Annotated in this window: 17 protein-coding genes; 2 read left to right on the top strand and 15 right to left on the bottom strand. The window is 66.9% G+C overall.

All coding sequences use genetic code 11. From position 1 onward, the window contains the following. Positions 1 to 170: 170 nt before the first annotated feature. The 5 genes from EGH23_RS05050 to EGH23_RS05030 all read right to left on the bottom strand — a co-directional run bounded on the left by EGH23_RS05050 (position 171) and on the right by EGH23_RS05030 (position 3,210). The gene (locus EGH23_RS05050; protein WP_220578915.1) at positions 171 to 1,184 is read right to left on the bottom strand and encodes a DUF4349 domain-containing protein; all 1,014 of its coding nucleotides are present in this window, start codon (positions 1,182 to 1,184) and stop codon (positions 171 to 173) included. Positions 1,185 to 1,263: 79 nt separating this feature from the next. After that, positions 1,264 to 2,082 (bottom strand): carbon-nitrogen family hydrolase, encoded by an 819-nt coding sequence (locus EGH23_RS05045; protein WP_220578914.1) that lies wholly within the window; start codon positions 2,080 to 2,082, stop codon positions 1,264 to 1,266. Next, complete coding sequence (locus EGH23_RS05040; RefSeq protein ID WP_162316050.1) at positions 2,079 to 2,510, bottom strand: SRPBCC family protein; 432 nt, start codon at positions 2,508 to 2,510, stop codon at positions 2,079 to 2,081. Before EGH23_RS05040 ends, EGH23_RS05045 begins: the two co-directional genes overlap by 4 nt. Positions 2,511 to 2,629: 119 nt before the next feature. Then, complete coding sequence (locus EGH23_RS05035) at positions 2,630 to 2,854, bottom strand: DUF7123 family protein (protein WP_135302945.1); 225 nt, start codon at positions 2,852 to 2,854, stop codon at positions 2,630 to 2,632. A gap of 128 nt (positions 2,855 to 2,982) precedes the next feature. After that, positions 2,983 to 3,210, bottom strand: a complete 228-nt coding sequence (locus EGH23_RS05030; RefSeq protein ID WP_236044614.1) for a hypothetical protein — start codon at positions 3,208 to 3,210, stop codon at positions 2,983 to 2,985. Between the two features lie 87 nt (positions 3,211 to 3,297). Here EGH23_RS05030 and EGH23_RS05025 point away from each other — a divergent pair, with 87 nt between their 5' ends. Further along, positions 3,298 to 4,527: an LEA/WHy family protein gene (locus EGH23_RS05025; RefSeq protein WP_220578913.1), complete on the top strand. Its 1,230-nt coding sequence runs from the start codon at positions 3,298 to 3,300 to the stop codon at positions 4,525 to 4,527. 29 nt (positions 4,528 to 4,556) lie between these two features. On the opposite strand, the gene EGH23_RS05020 is transcribed toward EGH23_RS05025, so the two are convergent. The 10 genes from EGH23_RS05020 to EGH23_RS04975 all read right to left on the bottom strand — a co-directional run bounded on the left by EGH23_RS05020 (position 4,557) and on the right by EGH23_RS04975 (position 14,412). Further along, positions 4,557 to 6,143: an acetolactate synthase large subunit gene (locus EGH23_RS05020; RefSeq protein WP_220578912.1), complete on the bottom strand. Its 1,587-nt coding sequence runs from the start codon at positions 6,141 to 6,143 to the stop codon at positions 4,557 to 4,559. Then, positions 6,143 to 7,504 (bottom strand): NAD-dependent succinate-semialdehyde dehydrogenase, encoded by a 1,362-nt coding sequence (locus EGH23_RS05015; protein WP_220578911.1) that lies wholly within the window; start codon positions 7,502 to 7,504, stop codon positions 6,143 to 6,145. Before EGH23_RS05015 ends, EGH23_RS05020 begins: the two co-directional genes overlap by 1 nt. A gap of 87 nt (positions 7,505 to 7,591) precedes the next feature. After that, positions 7,592 to 8,626, bottom strand: coding sequence for a phosphate signaling complex PhoU family protein (locus tag EGH23_RS05010; protein ID WP_220578910.1), 1,035 nt, complete (start codon positions 8,624 to 8,626; stop codon positions 7,592 to 7,594). A 104-nt stretch (positions 8,627 to 8,730) separates the two neighbouring features. Further along, on the bottom strand, positions 8,731 to 9,804 hold the full coding sequence (locus tag EGH23_RS05005; RefSeq protein ID WP_220578909.1) for an ATP-NAD kinase family protein: 1,074 nt from the start codon (positions 9,802 to 9,804) through the stop codon (positions 8,731 to 8,733). 199 nt (positions 9,805 to 10,003) lie between these two features. Then, positions 10,004 to 10,699 (bottom strand): competence/damage-inducible protein A, encoded by a 696-nt coding sequence (locus EGH23_RS05000; RefSeq protein ID WP_220578908.1) that lies wholly within the window; start codon positions 10,697 to 10,699, stop codon positions 10,004 to 10,006. A 360-nt stretch (positions 10,700 to 11,059) separates the two neighbouring features. Next, positions 11,060 to 11,857 (bottom strand): DUF5803 family protein, encoded by a 798-nt coding sequence (locus EGH23_RS04995; protein ID WP_220578907.1) that lies wholly within the window; start codon positions 11,855 to 11,857, stop codon positions 11,060 to 11,062. A gap of 3 nt (positions 11,858 to 11,860) precedes the next feature. After that, complete coding sequence (locus EGH23_RS04990) at positions 11,861 to 12,532, bottom strand: DUF2110 family protein (RefSeq protein WP_220578906.1); 672 nt, start codon at positions 12,530 to 12,532, stop codon at positions 11,861 to 11,863. Then, positions 12,532 to 13,062, bottom strand: a complete 531-nt coding sequence (tfe, locus tag EGH23_RS04985; RefSeq protein WP_220578905.1) for a transcription factor E — start codon at positions 13,060 to 13,062, stop codon at positions 12,532 to 12,534. Before tfe ends, EGH23_RS04990 begins: the two co-directional genes overlap by 1 nt. Before the next feature lie 85 nt (positions 13,063 to 13,147). Then, positions 13,148 to 13,696: a tRNA (cytidine(56)-2'-O)-methyltransferase gene (locus EGH23_RS04980; RefSeq protein ID WP_220578904.1), complete on the bottom strand. Its 549-nt coding sequence runs from the start codon at positions 13,694 to 13,696 to the stop codon at positions 13,148 to 13,150. After that, on the bottom strand, positions 13,693 to 14,412 hold the full coding sequence (locus EGH23_RS04975) for a DsbA family protein (RefSeq protein WP_220578903.1): 720 nt from the start codon (positions 14,410 to 14,412) through the stop codon (positions 13,693 to 13,695). Before EGH23_RS04975 ends, EGH23_RS04980 begins: the two co-directional genes overlap by 4 nt. Before the next feature lie 85 nt (positions 14,413 to 14,497). Between EGH23_RS04975 and EGH23_RS04970 the strand changes: the two genes are divergently transcribed. Further along, complete coding sequence (locus tag EGH23_RS04970; RefSeq protein WP_220578902.1) at positions 14,498 to 15,424, top strand: NAD-dependent epimerase/dehydratase family protein; 927 nt, start codon at positions 14,498 to 14,500, stop codon at positions 15,422 to 15,424. Positions 15,425 to 15,442 lie beyond the last annotated feature (18 nt).

Genomic DNA, 15,442 nt, shown 5'->3' with positions numbered 1-15,442 from the left:
CGGTGGACGAGGAGTGACGAGAAAGGCTGTCCGGACAGCCTTCGGCGGACGAGCGACGCCGTGTGGCCGAGCAGCGAGACGGGCTGTAGCGCTGGCATCGACGTGAAAAGCGCCTTGCCAGCGAGATATCGTTACGGACCCAACGGTAAAAAACACCCGGTGTCGGTCGACTAGCGGTCCTCGTTGTCGTCTATCACAGTCGTCTCGTTACTGGTGTCGTTCGCTTCGCTGTCGTCCACGTCACTATCGCCCGTCTCGCTGTCGCCACCGCGGAGCCGACCGACCAGCGGGACGCCCCGACCGCCGAGCAGCCAGCGAAGTCCGAGCGCCGGCACCGCCAGGACTCCGAGCCACGGCGCGACGGCCGCGATCGTCACCAGCGTCGCCCGACCGAAGACGTAGACGTCCCGCACCGACCCCATGAACACGGCCGCGAGCGACTGCTCGTGGTACTGAGTCCGTATCTGCGTGACGCCCGGTTGAGGCTCGTTTAGCTCGACCCGGAGCGTCGAGTACGCCACCCGCTGTTCGAGCGAGCGCTTCTGCGCCTCCAGTCGCTCTATCTCGCCCTGCACGTCCGAGAGTTCCTCCTCGATTCGGAGCAGTTCCTCCGTGTCGTTGGCCCGGTCGTAGAACGTCCGGAGCCGGTCGCGGCGCTGTTCGAGGTTCTCCAGTCGCGCTTCGAGGTCGACCAACTGGTCGGTGACGTCCTTCGTCGTCGTCTCCTCGGTCACGACGGTCCCCTCCGAGCCGACGGCCGCTTGCATCGCCCGGTAACGCTCGCTCGGGACTCTGAGGACGACGTAGCCGGAGACCCATTTCGCCTCGCCGTTGCGGTGGAGGCGCTGGTTCGAGTCGCTGACGTAGCCGCCGTACTCTCGGGCCTGCGACACGATAGCGTTGCGCCGCTGCGAGAAGTTGTCCACCTCGACGACCATCCGTCCGGTCCTGATTATCGCGCGCTGCTGGGCGGCGGCGTTCACTTGGGCGTTTCCGTTCGTGCTAGCGTCGGAGTTCTCCTGGCCGCCGCTCGTAGCGCCAGCGTCGTCGCCACCGCTGCCCCCGTTACCGCCGTCGCCGGCCATTTGGGCACCGTCGCCCCCAGCCGAATTACCGCCGAGGCCGGCACACCCGGCGAGCAGGAGCGTCGCCGCGACCGCGAGGACCACTATCTTTCTCGACATGACGGCTAGCAGTGCTCGTCCGCCGAGTATAGTGTCGCCGATGGCTCAAAACGCGTTTTTTGTGAAAGAGCGGCTGGACCTATCGCAACGCCGTCCGGCGGTCGGCGAGCGCCGGGAACTCCTCGCGGACCCGTTCGACCTGTTCGGGATCGACCTCGGCGGTCACCAGCGCCGCGTCGTCGCCGGAACTGGCGAGCGCCGTCCCCCACGGGTCGTACACCGTCGAGCGACCGAGTAACTCGCTCTCGTCGAACGTGCCGACGCCGTTGGCCGCCGCGACGTACAGCAGGTTCTCGACGGCGCGAGTCCGGGGGAAGAGATTCCAGTGTTCGACGCGGGGGTAGGGCCACGCGCTCGGGACCAGCGCCAGCGTCACGCCGTCGTCGACGAGACGCCGGTACAGCTCCGGGAACCGAAGGTCGTAGCAGGTGGTCACGCCGATAGTAAAGCCCTCGAAATCGACGGTCGGGAGGCGCTCGCCGGGTTCCAGCAGGTCCTGTTCGGCCGACCCGTAGCCGAAGAGGTGGTGTTTGCGGTACACCGCCCGTCGCTTCCCGTCACGGTCGAAGAAGACGGCGGTGTTCGCCAGGCCCTCTTCGGCCGGGACGGCGAGGCCGTCGGCCGCGCTGGTCTCTAAATCCTCGACGATACTCCCGGCGAGGACGCCGACGCCGTGCTCGACGGCGGCTTCGCGGACCGCCGAGAGCGTCTCGCCGTCGAGCGCCTCGGCGTTCCGGGCGTAGCTGTCGAACGCGAAGTAGCCGACGTTGAACAGCTCGGGCAGGACGACGAGGTCGGCGTCTCGCCGCCCGGCGGCGGCGATGGCTTCGACGGCGCGTTCGACGTTCTCTGTCACTTTCGCCGGTTCGACCTCGAGCTGGGCGAGCGCGAGCTTCATGCCTCGACTTCCAGTTCGTCCCGCAGCGCCTGTTCGAGGTTCCGCATCTCGTCGTCCAGATTGCGCTTGAAGAACCGTTCGACGCCGGGGAGCTTCCCGTCGACGATGAACCGGTTGGTGAGGCGAGTCCCGCCCTCGTCGGTCGGTTCGAGTTCGTGTTCGCCCTGTACCTTCATCACCTTCGACCGGCCGACGAAGCGGACGAACTCCGGTTCGCGCCGCTCTACGTCCTCGGTCTCGACCCGGATAGTCCGGTCGACGAACGGGATGGGGAGCGAGAGGAACCACGTGGACTCCGTCTCGCTTTCCACTTCCCAGTCCTCGACGACGCTGATCGGACGCGCTCGCTGCTCCGGGTCGGCGATAAAGTCCCAGACGCGCTCGGGCGATGCCGACACTGTCATCGACCGCTCTACCCGGACAGTCATACGGGACTCTCAGGGGTCCGGACGAATGAATCCACCGACTGTAATGACAATCGAAACGGTTTCTACACCGACCGAACGGCGCAGTTCGGGCCGGCGAGCGCGTCTCTTCCGTGGCTACGTTAGCTCGGTGTGACGCGCCACGTCGTCGACTTCGACCGCCCCCACTTCTCGATGTCGACCTCGTCGGCTTCCTCGGCCAGCCGGGGCAAGCGAGCGCCCACCTGTTTGGCCGAGAGACCGAGCTGTGAGGCGATGTTCTTCGCGCGGAAGTAGCTGTCTCCGCGCGAGACGCTGTCCCGGAGGTAGTCCAGAATGCGTCGGTCTTCCTCGCTGAAATCGGCCATACCCGCGTTACGTGCCGAGCGTTCTTAATCGTTCCTTTCGGACACCGCGCTCACACGGACTGTTGTAGCTGTTTGCCGGTGATCGCCGACCGGACCGGCGTACCGGAAAGAGATTACAACAATCCGTATCAGCCGTCGTAGGCGTGGATAGCGACCAGTGCCAGTCCCGCCGCGAGCATGGCGACGCCGAAGGCGACGCCGCTGTTTGCCAGCAGTCCCGCGGTCTCTCCGCCCTGTGCGTCCAAGATGGCGTAGTTGTAGCTGTAGAGCGCCGTCATCACCGACGCGCCGACGGCGACGAGTCCGAGCGCTAGTCCGAGCCCGACGCCCATGTCCGACTTCGTCTGCGTAGCCATGTCAGAGCGTATCGCTGTGGCGCACTTAGTTCATTCGGGGTGAGGTAGACACAGCACATATAACGACCGACGAGAGAGACCTGTGTGATGGCAGGATTCGGACTACTGAAGATCGCCGCTGCCGTCTTCGTGGTGCTCGGCCTGAGCGTGGGGGGCGCGTTCGCGCTCGGCGTCGTCGGGACGCCGACGGTCGAATCCGTCGAGAACCACTTCAGCGACGTCTCGAACGAGACGACGGGGGTACGGACGACGCTTCTGCTGCACAACCCGAACCCGGATTTCGTCGGGAGTCTGCTCGGCAGCACGTCCGTCGAGTACACCGTGGCGATGAACGGCGTTCGGATGGCCTCGGGGAACAAGAGCGGTCTGGCACTGGAACAGGGTAACACGAGCCTCGACTTCTCGACGCGGATGCGAAACGGGCAGATTCCCCCGTGGTGGCACACCCACATCGAGAACGGCGAGCGGACGCAGGTGACCATCGACGCCGACGTCTCCTCCTCGCTCGTCGGCGGTCGCTCCATCTCGGTTCAGCAGGACAAAGAGATAGAGACGGACATCATCGGGCAGTTCAACTCGACCGAGACGCGACCGATAGAGTCCGAACGGGCGCTGCTCTCGAACCCGCTCCTCTACGTCAACGAGACCCGAGGGCAGTGGGACCAGGGGAACCTCACGCAGGCGGAGACGCCGATGAAGCTCGATTTCACGGTGTTCAATCCCAAGCCCTACCCCTACACGATCACGAAGATCGGTTACGAAATCACGATGAACGACGTGACCGTGGGCGAGGGTGAGACGGACCGCGGCTACACCATCGGTCCGGGGCAGACGAAGACGCTCGGGACCACTACGGCCATCGAGAACGAGAACTTAGACGAGTGGTGGGTCACCCATCTCGAACGCAATCAGGTGACGGACCTCTACATCGACTTCTACCTGATCGTCGAGGCCGGCGGCGAGCGGTTCCGCGTCGACCTGCGCTCGCTCGACTACTCGAAGACCATCGAGACGGACGTCTTCGGGAACAAGGGACAGTACCCGACCGGAGCGAACGCGAGCGCCGACGGCGATGCGGACGCCGACGGCGGGCCCGACGACGGAACTGATGCGGGAACGCCGACGCCGACCGAGACGGCGACGGACTCCGACGGCGGCCTGTTCGGCGACGACGGCGAGACGGCGACGCAGACGCCGACGGACGCCGAGACGCCGACGGAGGAGGCGTCACCGGCCGAACCGTCGAAGACGCCGATACCGCCCTCGACCGGCGTGACGACCGAGACGGACGACGGCCTGCTCGCGCTCGGCCGCTGACGGACCGCTGCGGCCCAGCGGTGGCAGTCTCAGCTCGTGCCTTCGACCGGCACCTCGATGAGGGCCATGTCGCCGCCGACGGCCTCGTCGAGCGCGCTCTCGAGTTCTTCGGCCGAATCGGCTCGGTAGCCGTCGATGCCGAAGCTCTCGGCGAACGTGACGAGGTCGGGCGTGGTGAGTGTCGTCCCGAAGGACTCGCCGGTGTGGTCCGACTGCTTCCGAGAGATGAGTCCGTAGTCGTCGTCGCAGAAGACGACGATGGTGTACGAACAGCCCAGTCTGGTCGCGGTCTCGATCTCGGCGGCGTTCATCAGGAAGCCGCCGTCGCCCGTGCCGACGACGACGTTCGAGTCGACCGCGAGGTCCGCGGCCAGTCCGCCGGGGACGCCGATCCCCATCGACGCCAACCCGTTCGAGATGATGCAGGTGTTGGGTTCGTAGGTGGGGAAGTTCTGGGCGATGGCCATCTTGTGGTTCCCGACGTCGGAGATGAGCACGTCGTCGTCGGCCATCGCGTCGCGCAGCATCGGGACCACGCTCTCGACGGTGAAGGGCGCTTCTGCGGTCGGTTCGCGGTCGATGTCGTCGACGATGTGGTCCCGGCGGTCCGCGTACCACTCCGTGTCGAACTCCGGGGCCTTGGCCTCGCACCACTCGGTGAGTTCGCGGAGCGTCTCGCCGATGTCCGCGATGACCTCCACCTGCGGGTTGTAGGCCTCGTACACCTCGGCGGGTTGGCTGTCGACGTGGACGACGGGGCTGCCGTGTTCCCACCCCGCCGGGTCGTGCTCGGCGATGTCGTAGCCGACGGTGAGGACGAGGTCCGCCTCCTCGAGCGCGCTCGCGGCCTCGCCGTGCGCTCCCGAGTCCAGCGTCAGCAGCGAGTGCTCGTCGTCGTCCGAGACCGCGCCCTTGCCCATGTACGTCGAGACGGTCGGCATGTCCGTCGCCTCGACGAGGGCGCGCAACTGCGAGGACGCCCGCGTGCGAACCGCGCCGTTGCCGGCGATGGCGATCGGTCGGTCGGCGTCTTCGAGGAGCGATTTCACCCGGTCGAGGGCCTCCCTGTCCGGCGCGCCGACACGGACCCGGTCGCGGGTCGGCATCGGCTCTACGTCGGCGTCCTCGGCGGCCACGTCCTCGGGGAGTTCGAGGTGCGTCGCGCCGGGTTTCTCGTGCTCGGCCATCTTGAACGCCTTGCGGACCGACTCGTGGATGATGTCGGGGTCGTTGAGCTGGGCGTTCCACTTCGTGATGGGGCCGAACAGGTCGATGACGTCGAGCGCCTGGTGGCTCTCCTTGTGGAGGCGTTCGAGGCTCCCCTGTGCGGTGATGGCGACGAGCGGGCTCTTATCGAGGTGCGCGTCCGCGACGCCGGTGAGGAGGTTCGTCGCGCCGGGGCCGAGCGTCGAGAGGCAGACGCCGGCGTCGCCGGTCAGTCGCCCGTGGACGTCGGCCATGAACGCCGCGCCCTGCTCGTGTCGCACCGGGACGAACGTCACCTCGGAGTCCCGGATCGAGAACAGGAGGTCCTCCATCTCCTCGCCCGGCAGGCCGAAGACGTGCTCGACGCCCTCGCGTTCGAGAGACGCGACCAGGAGATCGGACGCCCGCATCACTCTACCCACACCGTCTTGCGGTTGACGAACTCGCGCATCCCGGCACCCGAGAGTTCGCGGCCGTAGCCCGACTCCTTGATGCCGCCGAAGGGCACGCGGGGATCGGACTTCACGAGCTGGTTGACGTAGACGCAGCCGGCGTCGATTCGCCCGGCGAGGCGTTCGCCGCGTTCCCTGTCCTCGGTCCAGACGCTCGCGCCCAGCCCGAACTCCGTGTCGTTGGCCTTCCGAATGGCTTCCTCCTCGTCTTCGACTTCGTACACCGGCGCGGCCGGGCCGAACACCTCTTCGCTGTCGACGGGACAGCCCTCGGGAACGTTAGCGAGGACCGTCGGCGGGTAGTACGCGCCCTCGCGGTCCAGCGGTTCGCCGCCGGTCAGCAGGTCCGCGCCGGCGTCGACGCTGTCTTCGACCTGTTCGTGCAGGTCTTCGAGCAGGCTCTCGCGGGCCTGCGGGCCGATCTCCGTGTCCTCGTCGGTCGGGTCACCGATCGTGTACGACTCCATCTGCTCGACGAACTTCTCCTCGAACTCGTCGTAGACGTCCGTGTGAACGATGAAGCGCTTCGCCGCGATACAGGACTGGCCGCCGTTCTGGACGCGCGCCCACGCACCCGTCTCGGCGGCCTCCTCGACGTCAGCGTCGTCGAGGACGACGTACGGGTCGCTCCCGCCCAGTTCCAGCACCGTCTTCTTCAGGTTCTCGCCGGCCGTCGCGGCGACGGACCGCCCGGCGGGACCGCTCCCGGTCAGGGTCGCCGCCTTCACCCGGTCGTCTTCGAGGACGCCCTCGACCTGGTCCGAGGAGACCAGCAGCGACTGGAACGCCCCCTCGGGATAGCCCGCCTCGCGGAACACCTCCTCGATGGCCTCCGAGCAGCCGGGGACGTTCGAGGCGTGTTTCAGCAGGCCGACGTTGCCGGCGGTGACGTACGGCGCGGCGAACCGAAAGACCTGCCAGAACGGGAAGTTCCACGGCATGACCGCCAGTACCGGTCCGAGCGGTTCGTAGACGGTCTTGGCGGTCGACCCCGCCGGACTCGGATGCCCCTTCTCGGCCAGGTACTCGCTGGCGTGTTCGGAGTAGTGCTCACAGACCCACGCGCACTTCTCGACCTCCGACTTCGCCTGCGTGATGGGTTTCCCCATCTCCTCGGTCATCGTCTCGGCGTAGCGCTGTTTGTTCTCACGGAGGACCTCGGCCGCGCTCGCGAGCAGGTCCGTCCGCTCCTGGAGCGGGCGGTCCCGCCACGAGTCGAACGTCTCGACCGCGGTCTCGAGGGCGGCCTCTACGTCGTCCTCGCCGTCCTCCTCGTACGAGTCGACCCGCTCGCCGGTCGCCGGATTAGTGACCTCCATGACACGCCGAATTCGCCGCCCAGACGGTTAAGTGTGCGAGAAGATTGGAGCGTTGCCGGGAGCGCGAATCGAATCGCTATCGATAATTTACCGAATCGTCGTGTGTTCGGACTCCTCGTCGAGCGCGAGGTTCGTGGCTATCTCGGCGTTCCTGACCGCGTATTCCGCGGTCTGCTGGAGGCTGACGAGCACCTCGCGCACCTGCAGCAGGCTCTCGTTGTCCATCTCCGGGAGGTCGTCGAGGATGTCGTGTTCCTTGTCGCCGATTTTCGAGTAGGTCTCGCGCACCTGAATCGCGGTGTCGTAGTCGCGTTCGACGGCGGCCTGCACCGCGAGGCCGGTTATCTCGTTGACTTCGTCGGTGAAATCGCGGATGCGACGCATCGTCGAACTCTCGACGTCGAGCGAGTGGTCGGTCGTCTCTAAAGCGATCTCGGCGATGTCCTCGGCGTTGTCGGCGGTGAGTTCGAGGTTCTTCGCGATGGAGCGGTAGCCGATGAGCGGGAAGCCGTCTTCGAGCCCCACCGCCCGCGCGAGGTTGGGGTTCTGATAGGCGGTGAAGATGAGGCGCAGGAGGAGGACGAAGATCTTGTTCGCCTGCCGCTCCCGGTTCAGCGCCCGCTGTGCGAGGTCCGGGTTACCGTGAGCCAGCGCCTTGACGGCCTCGTTCCGCATCGTCGAGCCGGTCGACTCCAGCCGTTCGAGGAGGTTGTCGAGCGTGAAGTCCTCGGGGTCGACCGAACAGCGGATGGTGATGCGGTTCGGTGTCTCCTCGATGACGCCGAGTCCCATGAGCTGGGTCTCGGCGTTGTAGACGGCGTTGATGTGGGCGGATTCGAGCGTCTCTCCTTCGGGCGCCTCGACGTGGATGATGCGCCGACCGAGCACGTACTGGGCGACGATGGCACGCTCGACGGCGTCGGCAGAGAGGTTCTCGGCGTGGATTACCGCCTCCGACTCCTCCGTCTGGACGGACTCGGGGAGAACGGTCAGCGTTCCCTTTCCGCCCATCCGAAGCGACACTTCGTCTCCTTTCTCGACGTTGTGCTCGCCGGCCCACTCCGACGGTAGCGTCATCGCGAGCGTCGACGGACCCAGCCGCTGCACTTTCCGCGTTTCCATATGGCCTTTGTTATTCGCGGTAGACCTTAATCTTCACTATACGCCAATTAATATGCTCGGACAAATACAATCAATTGTCGCGCAGGTCGATTTCGCCACGCTCGTCAGGCCAGCACCTCGACGAGACGGCGTTCGAACCGGCCGACGCGGACCTTGAGCCAGCCGGCCAGTTCGGCGTCGAGGGCCGCGTCGCCGGTGTCGATTCGAAGCGACCCGATCTCGTCGAGCTTTCGACGGGAGGCGACGATCTCGATCTCGCACCGGCGAATCACCTCCGGCGAGAGCTGTTGATTTCCGCGGCCGAAGACGAACCCCTGTCCGCCGATGGGCGAGACGACGATCACGTTCTCCTCGCCCAGCGAATCTAAGATGTCCGACTCGGCGGCGTCCTTCGCGAGGAGGTTGCCGTCCCGCCAGACGTCCACACCGAGCGTCGTCCCCTCGAACCCCAGTCGCTCCTTTATCGCGCCGACAGTACTCCCCGGCCCGAGGACGTACGTGACGCCGGGGCGGACGCTCTCCGCGACGCCCTCCGCCAGCGTCTCGACGGTGCCGCCGCCGAGCTGTTTCGCCGACTGGCGCTGGTCGGCCACCGGCACCGTCGCCACGGCCCGGAGTTCGGTCACGACCTCGCCGCCCCTGAAGGCGTCCTCGTCGATGTCGTTGACCTCTGCCGGTTCCGTCTCGGTGAACGTCGCGGCGATGCGACCGGCCGCCCGCGGCGAGACGCCGAACACCGAGGAGTACACTTTCACGCCCGCCGGGACGCCGAGCATCGGCGTCTCGTCGTCCAGTTCGTCGAGCGTCTCCGCCGCGTCGACGGCCGTCCCGTCGCCGCCGACGAAGAGGATGGCGTCGACGCCCGCTTCGACGAACGCCCGCACCGCCGTTCTCGTGTCCGCCGGCGTCGTCGTGCCGGGGTCCGCGGGGTGGCCGACCACCGTCGGGTCGAACCCGGCGTCGCGCGCGATCGACGCTCCCATCGGGTCGCCGTAGGTCAGTAGCTCCACGTCGGTCCCCACCTCGGCCAACGAGGTGAGCGCTTCGCGTGCCCGCTCCGGAGCGCGCGGCTCCGCGCCTCGTTCGCGCGCCTCGGCGACCTTTCCGTCGGTTCCCTTCAGCCCTACGCGGCCGCCCATGCCGGCGATGGGGTTGACCACGACGCCGATTCGTCGCATTGGCGGGCCTACGACACCCGGCGGCAAAAGACGCCCGGGAACGTGCCTTTCAAGCCACCGCCCGCAGAAGGCACGGATATGATCTCACTCCTGCAAACGGGCGTTCAGACCGGCGTCATCAGCGCCGCCGGCGCGGTGCTGACCATCGGCGGGCTGCTCCTCACCGCCGCCTGGTACCGCTACCTCGTCCGGTGAAAACTCACTCGCTCTCGGGCTGTTCGACTCGCTCACCCAGCCACGCGGCCGCGTCTTCGACGACCGACTCGTCGGTCCCCTCGAAGCGAACCGTCACGTACTCGCCGGGGTAGCTCCCGACCTTGACGGCGAACTTCCCCCGCACCTCGTCGATTCGAGAGAGCAGCGCGCTCTCGGGTTCGGCGGCGTCGACGGTGCGGACGTACCGCTGCTGGCCGCTGAACTCGTCGGCGACCTCCTCGAACATCCGCTTCATCTCCGAGGGGACGCCCGGTAAGACGTAGCAGTTCTCGACGACACAGCCCGGCGCGACGCCGTCGTGATTCGGCAGGACGCGACTGCCCTCGGGCACCTCGCCGGTCCCGTCGGCCAGGTCCTCGCGCGTGTAGCCGCCGTTCTCCGCCAGCCACGAGAGCGCCTCCTCGCTCTCGACGACCTCCCGGCCGAACGCCGCCGCGACGCCCTCGATGGTCACGTCGTCGTGGGTCGGGCCGAGGCCGCCGGTGACGAGGACCGCGTCGTAGTCGGCGTGGTACTCGTTGACGACCCGGGCGATGTCCGCGGTCCGGTCGGGGACGACGGTCGTTCGCTCGACGGTGACGCCCCGCTCGGCTAACTGCCGGCCCAGCCACGCGGCGTTCGTGTTGACCGTCTCTCCGGCGAGCAGTTCGTCCCCGACCGTGACCACCGCGACGCGCATACGCCGGGGTAGGGCGCGCCGACACAAATACTGTCGGTCACCGTCCGAATCTATTTTATCTGAGAGATGTTCCCCGGAAACAGTGACTCGAACACCCAGAAAGCCGCGACGCGCTCGACTCGGTGCGGCCGCTGCGCGCTTCGCCTCGCTGACGCTCGGCTTCGGTGCTTGTCGGTCCGCGCCAGCGTCGAGCGTATCGCCCCTTCCAGTCCCACCCCATAGTTGGCCGAGCAGCCGACGTAGCGGGACTGAGCGGACTCTGCGATTCCGCGAGGGTCGGAAGACGCTCCGCGTCTTTCGGGGCTTTCCGGCTGTTCGCGGTTGCAGCGGAACGTGTTAACCTAAACGCCGATACGACGGCTAGCGCATGCCCGGCGGCGGGCCGTCGTCGCCGATGTCGTCGTCGGTCTCCTCCTCCTCTAAGTCGATGCCGGCTTCCTTCCGGCGGCGTCTTGCCGACTGGACCTGCCGGTAGTAGTACAGCGTGCCGATGCTGCCGAGGACGACGGCGACGACGAACAGGCCGCCGAAGATGTAGAGGTCACGCTGGAGGTAGTAGCGGACCCGCAGCTGCTGGGCCGAGACGCCGTCGGGCCAGCTGACCGTCATGCGGTCGGTGGCCTCGTCGACGCTCGTCTCGTAGCCGCCGGGGTTCACCTGCGAGAGCAGCGGGACGCCGACGCGACCGTTCGGCGGCAGCGTCACCGAGTAGGTGGCCCCCTGGAGATGAGTGGGCGTCCCGTAGGCCTTCCCGCTACGGGGGGCGGTGTAGGCGATCTGTCCGGTGACGTTACCCTCTCCCGGGAAGTTGATGGTCGTCTGGCTCCGGCTCTGCGTCGCGTTCATCGAGGAGTTCGCCGGCGTGACGACGGTGCCGTTCTCGTAGCGGAACTTGAGCGCGCTGATGGGGACGCTCTGTTCCCTGCCGAGGCCGTCGCGGTCGTACACCGCGAGAGTCTCGTTGTTCCGGACGGCGTAGACCGCCTCGTACGACGATTTGTTCAGGGTGACGCTCACGTCGGCCCGCGCGTCCCAGTCGTAGCTGGCGTTCTGGTTCAGCTGGTCCGACGAGACCTGGTTCGAGCCGAACAGCCCGGCACAGCCGGAGAGTCCGACGAGCGCCAGGACGGCGACGAGAGCGAGGTAGCGACGGTGCATGTATCAGGGGACGACGGCGAGCAGTTCCGAGGGCATGAAGCGGCCGATGTCCGACAGGAGACCCGGCGCGTCGGTATCGGGGTTGCAGACGATGCTCTGTTCGAGGAGACCGATGCGCTCGACGGTGACGATGTCCTGTGCGTGCCCGGCCCGGTTGACGGTCGCGCGGGCCTCCGAGCGGGTGACGCTGTTGGCGTTGACGCGGGCGTTGCCACGGGTCCAGTCGTAGAGGCGGTCGACCTCCTCGTCGGCGAGTCGCGGGTCGTCGCCGGCGACGAACCGAAGCGGGATGTGCTGGACCAGTCCGAACCGCTTGCGGATCTGTTCGGGCGAGCCCTGCCCGAGGTCCAGGTTCTCGGCGGGGATCCGAACCGTCTGGCCGAACCCGACGTCCAAGACGAACCCGTCGTCGTCCCACGAGTCGAGCGTGCCGACGTACGTCTCGCCGGCCTCGTGGGTGGTGACGACCTCGCCGAACTCCTCGCGGAGCAGGTTCCGGGCGACGGTGGCGTCGGGACCGTCGATAGTGACCGTCGGGAAGTCGTCCTTCCGGTGGCCGACGTCGAACTCCACGTCGAGATCGCCGAGTTCGTTCGCGACCAGCGACCGCAGCCCGTCCAGCGAACGATCGCGGGCGTCGCCCGTGACGTACACTTTGGTGCCGAGGACGACCATTAGGCCTGTGCGTCCATGTCTACGTTCAGTTCGTCGCGGAGCTCCTCGATGCGGTCCTCCATGGCGGTGACGAGACGGGTGTTCTCCATCGTCTCGACCTGGTTGCCACACTGGGGACACTCGAAGCCGAACTCCATGGCCTCGCCGAACTCGAAGCGGATGCCGCAGTTCTCACAGAGGTAGAACTCGTTATCGCGCTCGTACTCGCGGCGCTCTTCGAGCCCGTCGAGTAAGCGGTACAGCTCCTCTTCGAGTTGCTCGGGGATATTCTCGTACTCGAACGTCCAGAGGTAGGTGAGCCACCCCGAGTCCTCGTCTCTGAGCCGGCGGTACGACGCCAGATCGTTCTCGTAGAGAATGAAGAGCGCGCGGCGCACGTCGTTGAGTTCGAGTCCGAGCTCCTCGGCCAGTTCCTCGTCGGTCACTTCGCCGTCCGGCGGCGCGGCGGCGACCGGCATCCCTTTCGGTCCGACCAGCTCGTGGAGGTATTTCTGTATGACCGGGTCCTCCAGGAGTTCCTCAAAAGCCATTGGCTGAGGTTCGGGCCGTGAAGCGTTTAAACCCACCGGACCCGGCCGATGCTCGGGAAACAGCCGTCGAAGCGCCTCCCGGAGACTACTCCGCTCGCTCGTCGGGGTCGACGACTCGCTTGCCGGTCTCCATCGGTACGACGACGCGGTCGGGGTCCTCCCACTCGCGGTCGAGTTCCCGACCCTCGAACAGTCGGTCGAGGAAGACGGCCAGCGACGCCACTTCGGAGTGCGGCTGGTTCGTCACGCCGACGTTGAAGTCGGCGCGTTCGTACACCTCGAAGGGGACCTTCTCCGCGCCGACGACGAGCAGGAGAGGGCCCTCGGCGTGCGCTTCGCGCACGTCGGCCTCCACGTCCTGAATCGGCTCGCCGTACATCGTCAGGTGGACGACCGTCCCCTCGAAGTTCCGGATGAACCCCTTCGGTTCCTCGGTCGTCTCGACGGCCATCGGACCGCCGAAGCGCTCGGTGATGTCGACGATGGTATCTGTCCGATCTCGGGCGGACCCGGCCATCACGACCCGGTCCGCACCGAGGGCTCTCGCGGTGAGGCCGACGTGGGTGGTCATGCGCTCGTCCCGGCCGGGGCGATGGCCGAGACGGAGGACCGTCACGTCGTGGTCGTCCTTCATCCGTTCAGCGCGCTCTCGATGGCGTCGCGGACCGGCGCGTAGGCGATTTCGTTCTCCCACTGGACCTGGTTCCCGTCGACGATCACCGCCGGCGTCCCGCGGAGTCCCTTGTCGATGGCCGCCTGTCGGTCGGCCTTGATCGTTGGGTCGTACGTCCGGTTCGTCGCGGCCTGTCTGACGACGTCGCCGCCCGCGTCGAGACCGTCGGTGAGTTCGGCGTAGACGTCCGGGCCGAGGCGACGCTGGTTCTCGTAGAGGCGCTTCGAGTAGGTGAAGTACGCCTCGTCGCCGGCTTCCACCTGCACCGCGCGCGCGGCGTTGGCGGCCTGCCACGTCACCTGACTGTCCATCACCGGGAAGTCGTGGAACTCGTAGCGGATCGATCCGTTGCTGATGTAGTCGGACTTCACCTTCGGGTACACCGCCGTCGAGTACGTCCGGCAGTGCGGGCAGGCGTAGTCCTCCCAGGCCGTGACGGTCACGTCGGCGTCCGGGTCGCCTGCGACCGGCGCGGGGAGGAGGTCGCCGGTGGCCGTTCCAGTCCCGTCGGTCGAGCCGGTTCCGCCGTTCGAGTTCGTTCCGCCGGAGCTCCCGTCGCTGCCGTCGGCACTCCCCTCGCCGGTCGGACCGGTCGAGCCGAGTCCGGAGCAGCCCGTGAGACCTCCCGCGAGGGCGACGCTGCTTGCGAGGAATGCGCGGCGACTGAGGCGCGTCATACCCTCCTTTCACGACGCGAGCTATAAAACGACGTTGGCATTCCCGTACCGGAACGCTATTTGGCGGTCCCGCGACAGTGCGCGTATGGAACTCGAAGGGAAGCGAATCGTCGTCACGGGCGGTGCCGGCTTCATCGGCAGTCACCTCGTGGAGCGGCTCGTCGGCGACAACGACGTCGTCGTCGCCGACGACGGGTCGAACGGTCACAGCGAGTGGGTCCACGACGAGGCGTCTGTCGTCGAGGGCGACCTCACCGACCCCGCCGTCGTCGAGGATGCGGTCACTCCCGAGACGGACCTCGTCGTCCACCTCGCGGCCTCGAAGCTCGTCGACACCGACGCGCCGCGGCGGCAGTTCGAGGACAACAGCACGATCACGTACAACCTCCTCGAACGGATGGACGAGGCGGGCGTCGATAACCTCGCGTTTACGTCGTCTTCGACGGTGTACGGCGAAGCCCCGCGGCCGACGCCCGAGGATTACGCGCCGCTTGAACCCATCAGCGTCTACGGGGCGACGAAACTCGCCGAAGAGTCCCTGATCTCGACGTACGCCCACAGCCACGGCCTCCAGTCGTGGGTGTTCCGCTTCGCCAACATCGTCGGGCCGCGACTGCGCGGAGCGGTGATTCCGGACTTCGTCGAGAAGCTGCGCGAGAACCCCGACTCGCTCACGATTCTCGGCGACGGCCGCCAGCAGAAGTCCTACATGCACGTCACCGAATGCGTCGAGGCGATGGCGTACGCCGTCTCCCACGCCGACGCCGACCACAACGTGTTCAACCTCGGCACGCGCACGACCACCTCCGTCGACCGCATCGCCGACATCGTCGCCGACGAGATGGGAATCGACCCCGAGTACGAGTACACCGGCGGCGACCGCGGCTGGACCGGCGACGTGCCGCGGATGCGCCTCTCCGTGGACAAGCTGGCGGCGCTGGGCTGGGAACCCGACCAGTCGAGCGACGACGCGGTTCGCCAGTCTGTGCGGGAACTGTTGGACGAACTCTGAGCGGGGGGATTCGCCCGG

The sequence above is a fragment of the Haloarcula nitratireducens genome, from assembly GCF_019599505.1.
This window is presented reverse-complemented; position numbering and strand designations above follow the sequence as displayed.

Coding starts and splice junctions, on each gene's coding strand:
- EGH23_RS05010 (WP_220578910.1), bottom strand. CDS start 8,626: ATGGAAACGCGGAAAGTGCAGCGGCTGGGTCCGTCGACGCTCGCGATG.
- EGH23_RS05025 (WP_220578913.1), top strand. CDS start 3,298: ATGGCAGGATTCGGACTACTGAAGATCGCCGCTGCCGTCTTCGTGGTG.
- EGH23_RS05050 (WP_220578915.1), bottom strand. CDS start 1,184: ATGTCGAGAAAGATAGTGGTCCTCGCGGTCGCGGCGACGCTCCTGCTC.
- EGH23_RS05005 (WP_220578909.1), bottom strand. CDS start 9,804: ATGCGACGAATCGGCGTCGTGGTCAACCCCATCGCCGGCATGGGCGGC.
- tfe (WP_220578905.1), bottom strand. CDS start 13,062: ATGGCTTTTGAGGAACTCCTGGAGGACCCGGTCATACAGAAATACCTC.
- EGH23_RS04975 (WP_220578903.1), bottom strand. CDS start 14,412: ATGACGCGCCTCAGTCGCCGCGCATTCCTCGCAAGCAGCGTCGCCCTC.
- EGH23_RS05035 (WP_135302945.1), bottom strand. CDS start 2,854: ATGGCCGATTTCAGCGAGGAAGACCGACGCATTCTGGACTACCTCCGG.
- EGH23_RS04995 (WP_220578907.1), bottom strand. CDS start 11,857: ATGCACCGTCGCTACCTCGCTCTCGTCGCCGTCCTGGCGCTCGTCGGA.
- EGH23_RS05040 (WP_162316050.1), bottom strand. CDS start 2,510: ATGACTGTCCGGGTAGAGCGGTCGATGACAGTGTCGGCATCGCCCGAG.
- EGH23_RS05030 (WP_236044614.1), bottom strand. CDS start 3,210: ATGGCTACGCAGACGAAGTCGGACATGGGCGTCGGGCTCGGACTAGCG.
- EGH23_RS04990 (WP_220578906.1), bottom strand. CDS start 12,532: ATGGTCGTCCTCGGCACCAAAGTGTACGTCACGGGCGACGCCCGCGAT.
- EGH23_RS05020 (WP_220578912.1), bottom strand. CDS start 6,143: ATGCGGGCGTCCGATCTCCTGGTCGCGTCTCTCGAACGCGAGGGCGTC.
- EGH23_RS05000 (WP_220578908.1), bottom strand. CDS start 10,699: ATGCGCGTCGCGGTGGTCACGGTCGGGGACGAACTGCTCGCCGGAGAG.
- EGH23_RS05045 (WP_220578914.1), bottom strand. CDS start 2,082: ATGAAGCTCGCGCTCGCCCAGCTCGAGGTCGAACCGGCGAAAGTGACA.
- EGH23_RS04980 (WP_220578904.1), bottom strand. CDS start 13,696: ATGAAGGACGACCACGACGTGACGGTCCTCCGTCTCGGCCATCGCCCC.
- EGH23_RS04970 (WP_220578902.1), top strand. CDS start 14,498: ATGGAACTCGAAGGGAAGCGAATCGTCGTCACGGGCGGTGCCGGCTTC.
- EGH23_RS05015 (WP_220578911.1), bottom strand. CDS start 7,504: ATGGAGGTCACTAATCCGGCGACCGGCGAGCGGGTCGACTCGTACGAG.